General features: G+C 70.5%; 9 protein-coding genes. 3 read left to right on the top strand and 6 right to left on the bottom strand.

Features of this window, described 5'->3' with window-relative positions:
- Positions 1-377, bottom strand: a 377-nt coding sequence (locus FFA01_RS15450) for an SLC13 family permease (protein ID WP_280178089.1), incomplete at its 3' end; no start/stop codon positions are given.
- A 119-nt stretch (positions 378-496) separates the two neighbouring features.
- On the opposite strand from FFA01_RS15450, the gene FFA01_RS16035 reads away from it, so the two are divergent.
- Positions 497-673: a hypothetical protein gene (locus FFA01_RS16035; protein WP_167627406.1), complete on the top strand. Its 177-nt coding sequence runs from the start codon at positions 497-499 to the stop codon at positions 671-673.
- Between the two features lie 86 nt (positions 674-759).
- On the opposite strand, the gene FFA01_RS15445 is transcribed toward FFA01_RS16035, so the two are convergent.
- Positions 760-2,028: a mechanosensitive ion channel family protein gene (locus FFA01_RS15445; protein WP_146857075.1), complete on the bottom strand. Its 1,269-nt coding sequence runs from the start codon at positions 2,026-2,028 to the stop codon at positions 760-762.
- A gap of 158 nt (positions 2,029-2,186) precedes the next feature.
- On the opposite strand from FFA01_RS15445, the gene FFA01_RS15440 reads away from it, so the two are divergent.
- Positions 2,187-2,906, top strand: coding sequence for an alpha/beta hydrolase (locus FFA01_RS15440; protein ID WP_244289902.1), 720 nt, complete (start codon positions 2,187-2,189; stop codon positions 2,904-2,906).
- A 53-nt stretch (positions 2,907-2,959) separates the two neighbouring features.
- Here the strand turns inward: FFA01_RS15440 and FFA01_RS15435 are convergent, their stop codons facing one another.
- The 4 genes from FFA01_RS15435 to FFA01_RS15420 all read right to left on the bottom strand — a co-directional run bounded on the left by FFA01_RS15435 (position 2,960) and on the right by FFA01_RS15420 (position 6,639).
- The gene (locus tag FFA01_RS15435) at positions 2,960-3,196 is read right to left on the bottom strand and encodes a hypothetical protein (RefSeq protein ID WP_146857073.1); all 237 of its coding nucleotides are present in this window, start codon (positions 3,194-3,196) and stop codon (positions 2,960-2,962) included.
- A gap of 215 nt (positions 3,197-3,411) precedes the next feature.
- Positions 3,412-4,317: a glycine betaine ABC transporter substrate-binding protein gene (locus tag FFA01_RS15430; RefSeq protein WP_146857072.1), complete on the bottom strand. Its 906-nt coding sequence runs from the start codon at positions 4,315-4,317 to the stop codon at positions 3,412-3,414.
- Between the two features lie 70 nt (positions 4,318-4,387).
- On the bottom strand, positions 4,388-5,341 hold the full coding sequence (locus tag FFA01_RS15425; protein WP_146857071.1) for an ABC transporter permease: 954 nt from the start codon (positions 5,339-5,341) through the stop codon (positions 4,388-4,390).
- Complete coding sequence (locus tag FFA01_RS15420) at positions 5,338-6,639, bottom strand: quaternary amine ABC transporter ATP-binding protein (protein WP_244289901.1); 1,302 nt, start codon at positions 6,637-6,639, stop codon at positions 5,338-5,340. The genes FFA01_RS15425 and FFA01_RS15420 overlap by 4 nt, the downstream gene beginning before the upstream one ends.
- Positions 6,640-7,114: 475 nt before the next feature.
- On the opposite strand from FFA01_RS15420, the gene FFA01_RS15415 reads away from it, so the two are divergent.
- Positions 7,115-8,650, top strand: coding sequence for an amino acid permease (locus FFA01_RS15415; protein ID WP_146857070.1), 1,536 nt, complete (start codon positions 7,115-7,117; stop codon positions 8,648-8,650).
- The last annotated feature ends 39 nt before the right edge of the window (positions 8,651-8,689 follow it).

Genomic DNA, 8,689 nt, shown 5'->3' with positions numbered 1-8,689 from the left:
GGGAGCCAGACCGTCGTCAGCGCGAACGGCATCGGCGGGAGGCCGACGTGACGGGCCACGATGACGACGACCGGGGTCAGCAGCACGGCGGTCGTGTCGAGCGACAGGAAGACCGTGCAGACCACGGCGAGGGCCACGACCAGCAGCCAGAGCACGACGACGCGGCCCCGTGCCAGGCGGGCCGAGGCCGTCGCCAGCCACGCGAAGAGGCCCGCCTCGGCGGCCAGCTCGGCCACGATCGTGAGTCCGACGACGAAGCCGAGCACGGGCGCGACCCGCTCGATCAGGGCGACGAGCTCGGGCCCGGTGAGGACGCCGGCGACCGCGGCGACGACACCCACCACGACGAACACGGCACCGAGGACGGCAGTGCGCACGCGGACTCCTTCGGACCGGCGAGAGGTCCGAACCGGGCGTCGGACAGCTCAACCTACAACCCGGCGGACCGGATGCGCTCCACCGGGTACCGTGAACGCAACGAACTCAGGAGAGAACAGTGCGCAAATTCCTTTTCAACGGTGCGATGCTCAGCGCCGCCTTCTCCGGCTTCAGCCTGCTGAAGAGCCTCAGCGCCGGTCCGCGTGACTGGCGCCTGCTGTTGACCGCGGTCGCCTGGGCGGCGACGACGGCCATCGCCATCGGCAACGTGGTCGACGCCGCGAACGACGACTGACCCGAGCGGTCGAGGAGGAGGCGCGTCCCGGGTGACCGGGGCGCGCCTCCTTCTCGTCCTGCCGCAGTCGGCGGCCGCCGACCCGCTCAGCGGTCGGGTCGTCCGATCGGCCCTCCCCCCGGCCGGTCCGTGACGTGCGGGTCGTGCTCGGCCTCCGCCCCGAGGGTCGCCCCGTACGGGCGCGGCTCGGGCGCCGAGTCGTGCTGGATCGGGATGGCCGAGGTGAACAGCGCCGTGCGCTCGCTGTCGGCGTTCTCGCCGCTGAACAGGCCCCCGGCGTCGGCGGTCGACCTCGGCGCCCTCCCCGGCGCGCTGGGCTCCTCCTCGACCAGCTGCACCCGCGAGCGCGGGATCGATCGCGGGCTCGCGGAGTGCAGCCACGAGATGAGGTCCTCGCGCACGAGGCAGCGCAGGTCGAAGAGCGTGGGAGCGTCCTTCGCGGTGACCAGCACGCGGACGCGCACGTAGCCTCCGACGGCGTCGGTGACCTGGAGCACCTTCACGCGGCCGTCCCAGAGGTCGGTGCCGGCGAGCACGCGGTCGAGCTCGGCGCGCATCTCGCTCGGCTGCACCCGCCAGTCGAGGTCGAACTCGACCGCGCCGAGCAGCTCGCTGTTGCGGCGGGTCCAGTTCTCGAAGGGCGTCGTCGTGAAGTAGGTGGACGGCAGCACGAGGCGACGGTCGTCCCAGATGTGCACGACCACGTACGACAGGGTGATCTCCTCGATCAGGCCCCACTGGCCCTCGACCACCACGACGTCGTCGATGCGGATCGCGTCGCTGAAGGCGAGCTGGACGCCGGCGAACACGTTGGCGAGGGTGGACTGGGCGGCGAGGCCCGCCACCACCGAGACGAGTCCGGCGCTGGCCAGCACGCTGGCGCCGACGGCCTCGACGCCGGGGAACCCCAGGAGGAGCGCGCCGGCCGCGACGATGACGATGAGGGCGACCGTCAGACGCCGGAGGATGAGCACCTGCGTCCGCACGCGACGCGCGACGCGGTTGTCGGGCGTGTCCACGCGGTACCGCGAGAGCCCGAGGTCCTCGAAGAAGATGGCGAGGGCGCCGACGAACCAGGCGACGACGACGATCACCGCGCAGCGGAACACCTGGGCGAGGGCCGCCTCGCCCGGGTAGTCGGCGCCGAGGAGGCCCGGCAGCGTCGTCGAGAGCGCGACGGTCAGCAGCACCACCAGGAGCGTCCAGCGGAACGGGCGACGCATCCGGGCGACGAACGACCGGGCCCAGTCCTTCCGCTTCGCGACGAACGAGAAGACCCAGCCGACGACGGCGGAGACGACGAAGGTGAGCACGACGGCGACGAGCACCGACACGACGAGGGGTATCCAGGGCATCCCACCAGCCTGGTGGAGGCCGGCGTGCGCCGTCGCACCGGGACCCGGACAGAATGGGAACCGTGAGACAACGCACAGCTTCTCGACACGAGCCCGCCACACGGGTCCCGGCGTTCCACCGCGGGTCCCGTTCGCGGAGGATCGCGAAGCTCGCCGCGATGACCCTCTTCGCCGTGCTCGTGCTGGGGGCGACCGGGTTCTTCACGTGGGCCAAGCTGCCCATGGCGGCCACCGCCTCCTCGGTCGCCGACGTCGCCGACGATCCGGGCGTCGACGTGACCGATCGCCCCGACACCGTCGTGCTCCGCCCCGCCGAGACCACGCCGCGCGACCAGGGGCTGGTGTTCCTGGCCGGGGCCCGCGTCGACCCGCAGGCCTACGAGCAGGTGCTGTCGGGGCTGGTGCACAGCGGGGTGACGGTGGTGATCGTGCGACCCGTGCTCGGGTTCGCGATCCTCGACTGGCGCGCCCTGAGCGACTTCACGGCCGAGGTGCCCGAGATCGGCCACTGGGCGGTGGGCGGCCACTCGCTCGGCGGCGTGCGCGCCTGCGCCCTGACGCAGACCGATCCGCGGGTCGACGGGCTCGTGCTCCTCGGCTCGTACTGCGCCACGACGGACCTGTCCACGGACGCCGACCTGCCGGTCCTCAGCCTGAGCGGCAGCGAGGACGGTCTCAGCACCCCGTCCAACATCGACCGCTACCGCGCCATGCTGCCCGACGACGCCACCCTGGTCGAGATCGAGGGGTCGAACCACGCCCAGTTCGGCGACTACGGACCGCAGCCGGGCGACGGGACGGCGACGCTGTCCGACGACGAGGCCCGGTCGCGGATCGACCGCGAGCTGCGGTCGTTCTTCGCGACGGTCGGCCCCTGACGGCTCCTCCGCGCGACGCCCCGGGCGCGTGAGCGGCCTGCCTGCTCGACGCCTCAGACGGAGCGTTTGCGCTGACGCAGGGCCTCGACGGCCATGCCCTGCGTGGCGTACCGGCCGACCTCGTCGCCCCAGTGCGGGTTCGCGCCCTTGAGGGCCACGTACGAGCCGCTCTCGAGCCTGATGTGGCCGAGGACCCGGTCGGGCGTCGAGACCTGGACGAGATCGCCCGACACGGAGCGCGTGCTGACCTGCGCGTTGCGGCGGATGGTCTCGATGCTGACGGTGCTCACGGGTGGTGCCTCTCGTGCGGTGCCCCGGGGGTCCGGGGCGGTTGGTGCGGGCGTCGCCGGGCGACGTCCGAGAACGACGCTAGTCGCGCCTCCCCGGCGGTGTCCTGCCGTTTCGCTGTGCGTCGTCACCGGTCTCGCTGTGGGTTCCCGGTGACACGCGGAGGGCCCCGGCGACGACGTCGCGCGGGGCCCTCGTGTCGACCGGGGTCGATCGGTCAGCTGGTCAGGCCGTCGACGTAGTCCTGGTTCTCGTCGATCCAGGTGCTGACGGCGTCGGTGTAGTCGCTGCCGTCGACACCGCTGTTGAACATCGCGTTCTCGAGCGACGACAGACGGTCGTTGTCCATCTCGAAGCCCTCGAGCCACTCGGTCAGCTGCGGGTAGTCCGCGGTGAAGCTCTTGCCGCCGAACGAGTGGATGCCCTCGGCGTCGCCGAGCGTGCCCTTCGGGTCCTCGAGGTCCTTGATGGGGAACGCGTCGTAGGCCCAGTGCGGGCTCCACAGGGTCACGGCGATGTTCTCGCCGGCGTCGGTCGCGCTCTTGAGCTCGGTGAGCATCGCGGCGGTCGACGACGTCTGCAGCGTGAGGTCGGTGATGTCGTAGTCCGGGATCGTCGCGTTCTCGACGGCCGAGGTGAGACCGGCGGCCGGCTCGATGCCGACGATGGTCCCGCCGAACAGGTCGGCGTTCTCGTTCAGCTCGTCGATCGAGTCGATCGGCGCGTCGGCGTTGACGGCGATGGCGAGCTTCGCCCCGTCGTTCCAGGCGCCGAGGTCGGTGAGGTCGTCGCCGTACTCGTCGATGTACTCCTTGTGCGTGACGGGCAGCCAGGTGTCGAGGACGACGTCGTAGTCGTCCGTCGTCAGGCCCTGGTAGACCGGTGCGACGTCGGCCATCGTGAGGTTGACGGTGTAGCCCTGCTCCTCGAGCACGGTCTTCCACAGCCACGAGGCGGCGATGCCCTCGTCCCAGCCGTTGAAGACGGCCATCTCGACGACGCTCTGGTCGCCGTTCTCGAGGGTCTCGCTCGCGGACGAGCTGCCGGGGGGCGAGCAGGCCGCCAGGGCGAGGACGGCGGACGTGCCGAGGGCGACGGAGGCCGCGATGGTGCGCTTCTTCATGTGATCCTTTCGGGTGGTGCAGGAGGTGCGGGTCGGCTCCGAAGGCCGGTGCCGACCCGACGGTGATGGTCTAGACCGAGGCGGCGGCCCGCTCACGCGGGCTGCCCTCGGGCAGCGGGGCCTCGTCGGCCGCGGGAGTCGGGGCCGCGTCGGCGGTCGTCGCGCGGGACGGCTTCGAGGGCCGACGACGAGCACGGCGGTCGGCGCCGAGCGCCGCCGTCATGCGGTCGAGGATGATCGCCAGGATCACGACCGACACGCCGGCCTCGGCGCCCAGGGCCACGTCGATGCGGTTCAGGCTCGCGACGATGTCACCGCCGAGCCCGCCGGCTCCGACCATGCCGGCGATGACGACCATCGACAGCGAGAGCATGATGACCTGGTTGACCCCGGCCATGATGCTCGGCTTGGCGAGCGGGAGCTGGATCTGCCGCAGGATGCGCCACGGCGAGGAGCCGAACGCCTGACCGGCCTCGACGACCTCCTTGTCGACGCCGCGGATGCCGAGCTCGGTGAGCCGGACGCCGGGTGCCATCGCGAAGACGATGGTCGCCACGATGCCGGGGACGACGCCCACGCGGAAGAGCAGCAGCGCGGGGATGAGGTAGACGAACGCCGGGGTGGTCTGCATGAAGTCGAGCACGGGCCGGATGATCTGCGAGGCGATCGTCGACTTCGCGGCGAGGACGCCCAACGGGATGCTGATCGCGATGGCGATCGCCCCGGCGACGAGCACGAGCGCCAGGGTCGACATGGCGTTCTCCCACTGGTTGACCGAGCTGATCAGCAGCAGTCCCACGGCCGAGCCGAGTGCGAACTTCCAGCCCCGGGCGAGGAACGCCAGCGCCGCCACGACGACCACGACGGCCCAGAACGGAGGCGCGCTGAGGATGTACTCCATCCACTCGTAGAAGAAGAGGAAGACGGCGCGGACGACGTCGAAGAAGCCGCCCAGGTGGGTGGTGATCCAGTCGACGACGGACGCGACCCAGCTGCCGAACGGGATGCGGAGGATGTCGTTCATCGGGTGGCTCCTTCGGTGGCGGCGAGGGGGTTCTCATCGGTCGCGAGCGTGGCGTCGAGTTCGCTCTCCGAGAAGCGGGTGACGGGCTCGAGGACGGGGATCGGCGACGTCGTCGTGTCGACGTTCCCGAGTGCCGCCAGCAGGGTGACGCGCGGGATCACGCCGATGAGGCGGTCGCGGTCGTCGACCACGGCGATGGGCAGCGGACTCTCCACCGCGAGCTCGAAGAGGTCGACCAGGGCGGCGTCGGGGCCGACCTTGGCGAACTCGGCGTTGACGATCGACTCGAGGTCGGTGTCGTTCGACTTGACCTGGCGCATGACGTGCCGGTCGCGGACCCAGCCGAGGAGCTTGCGGTCGCGGCCGAGCACGAAGAGCGCGGCGGTCTGCAGATCGCGCAGGGTGCGGAGCGCCCCGCGCGGGCCGGCCGTGAGCTGGACGACCGCACGGGCGGGCTCCATCACGCTCGCGGCGGTGAGCACCCGGGCCCGGTCGACGTCCTGGACGAACTGGGCGACGTAGTCGTTCGCCGGGTCGGTGAGGATGTCCTCCGGGCTGCCGATCTGGACGATCCGCCCGTCGCGCATCACGGCGATCCGGTCGCCGAGGAACATCGCCTCGTTGAGATCGTGCGTGATGAAGACGATGGTCTTGCCGAGCTTGGCCTGGAGCTCGAGCAGCTGCTCCTGCATCTCGCGGCGGATGAGCGGGTCGAGGGCGCTGAACGCCTCGTCCATCAGCAGGATGTCGGTCTCGGCGGCGAGCGCGCGAGCCAGCCCGACGCGCTGCTGCATCCCGCCCGAGAGCTCGCTCGGGAGCTTGTCCTCCCAGCCGGCCAGCCCGACGATCTCGGTCACCTCGCGGGCCTTGGAGAGTCGCTTCGCCTTGGCGATGCCCTGCACCTCGAGGCCGTAGGCGACGTTGTCGATCACCGTGCGGTGCGGCAGCAGGGCGAAGTGCTGGAAGACCATGGAGACGTGGCGGCGACGCACCTCGCGCAGCTGCTTGGCGGGGACGTCGGAGATCCCGGCTCCCGAGACCTCGACGGATCCCGAGGTGGGCTCGAGGAGCCCGTTCAGCATGCGGATCAGCGTCGACTTGCCGGAGCCGGACAGCCCCATCACGACGAAGATCTCGCCGGGCTGGACGTCGAACGACGCGTCGATGACGGCGGCCGTGCCGAGGGGCGAGGCCTCGTCGCGGGTGGCTCCGGCCTCGAGTCGGGCCACGGCGTCCTTGGGTCTGCGGCCGAAGACCTTGTACAGGTTGCGGGCACGCACGGCGGGGGGTGTTGTCACGAGCTCTCCACGGGCACGCCGGAGGTCGCCTTCCGCTCGGGCAGGCGCGCCGTCGGCGGCGTTCTGGTCGGGCGGACGGGTCGACGGCACGTGCGGGAGGGTCTGGCTCAAGCATCGTGATCTGGGATGCGAACCCGTTCCCCGCTGGCGCGGTCATGGGACCGGCGCCGGCGCCACCAGACCGTACGACGACCGGAATCCGATTGCCTCGGACCATCGGTCGGCGCGTCCTGATGATGACGGGCCCACCGGAGCGGGCCTCCACGACCGTAGCGAACATGTGTCGTCGATCCCAATCCGATCCCCCCTCCCGGCCGACCGGACGTGTACCCCGATCCGGCCCGATCGGCATGCCCATGGGCATCGAGACCGTGGCCGATTCGTTACACGGGCTGCTCCTCCTGCACCGCCCCGTCCCCCGACATGCCGACTCGGAGATGTGCACGACGTGCACGCTCGGGCCTAGTGTCGGCACATGACGAGTCCCTCGGACGAGGGTGGCGACGCCACCGCTCAAGAGAATGTCCCGCAGGATTTCAGCCACGAGCAGGCCGGATTCCAGCATGGTCTGAAGCCGCGGCAGCTGCAGATGATCGCCATCGGCGGCGCGATCGGCACCGGTCTGTTCCTCGGAGCGGGCGGTCGGCTGGCGAGCGCGGGTCCCGCGCTGGCGATCGTGTTCGCCGTGTGCGGCGTCTTCGCGTTCTTCATCCTCCGGGCGCTCGGCGAGCTCGTGCTGCACCGCCCCTCCTCGGGCTCGTTCGTGTCGTACGCCCGCGAGTTCTTCGGTGAGAAGTTCGCGTACGCGGCCGGCTGGATGTACTTCCTCAACTGGGCCATGACGGCGATCGTCGACGTCACCGCCGTCGCCCTCTACCTGCAGTACTGGAACGCCTTCACGGCCGCTCCGGAGTGGCTGCTCGCGCTCGTGGCGCTGGCGGTCGTGCTGTCGGTCAACCTGCTCGCGGTGAAGGTCTTCGGCGAGATGGAGTTCTGGTTCGCGATCGTGAAGGTCGCCGCGCTGGTGATCTTCCTGATCGTCGGAGTCGTGTGGCTGGCCGCCGCGTTCCCGGTGACGCACGAGGGGGCCGCCGTCGACACGGGCTGGTCGCTGATCGCCGCCAGCGGCGTGCTGCCGAACGGTCTGCTGCCCGCCGTGATCGTGGTGCAGGGCGTCGTGTTCGCCTACGCGGCCATCGAGCTGGTGGGCACGGCCTCGGGAGAGACGCAGAACCCCGAGAAGGTCGTCCCGCGGGCGATCAACACGGTGATCCTCCGTATCGCCGTGTTCTACGTCGGTTCGCTCGTGCTGTTGTCGCTGCTGCTGCCGTACACCGCGTACGCGGAGGGCGAGAGCCCGTTCGTGACCTTCTTCAGCAGCATCGGCAGCCCCGAGGTGGGTCGGATCGCCGGCTCGATCATGAACTTCGTGGTGGTGACGGCGGCGTTGTCGAGCCTGAACGCCGGTCTCTACTCGACGGGTCGAGTGCTGCACTCGATGGGGATGAACGGCTCGGCGCCGACGTTCACCACGAAGATGTCGAAGGGCGGGGTGCCGTTCGGCGGCATCCTCCTGACGGCGTCGATCACCCTCCTCGGTGTGGGTCTGAACGCGATCGTGGGGGCGAGTGCGGCGTTCGAGATCGTGCTCAACATCGCGTCGCTCGGCATCCTGACGGCATGGGGCACGATCATCCTGTGCCAGATGCGACTGCGGCAGTGGGCGAAGCAGGGCAAGGCGAAGGAGCCGTCCTTCCGTCTGCCCGGGGCTCCGGTGACGAGCTATCTGACGTTGGCGTTCCTGCTCGCGGTGATCGTGCTCATGGCCGTGGACTGGCCGATCGGCTCGTTCACGGTGATGTCGCTGGTCGTGATCATCCCCCTGCTCATGCTCGGCTGGCATCTGCAGCGCGACCGCATCCTCGCGGCGGCGCGTCTCCGTGAGGGCATGACCGGCCCCTACCCCGTCACCGGCCGCGACGCCACCGCCCAGCACCCCCGAGACAACTGACCCCCGCCCCCCGCATCGACGAGCGAAGCGAAGTCCCCG

The sequence above is a fragment of the Frigoribacterium faeni genome (assembly GCF_007988805.1).
In the GTDB taxonomy this organism is placed as follows: domain Bacteria; phylum Actinomycetota; class Actinomycetes; order Actinomycetales; family Microbacteriaceae; genus Frigoribacterium; species Frigoribacterium faeni.
The sequence above is the reverse complement of the archived record's forward strand: the minus strand, read 5'-3'. Positions and strand labels throughout refer to the sequence as shown.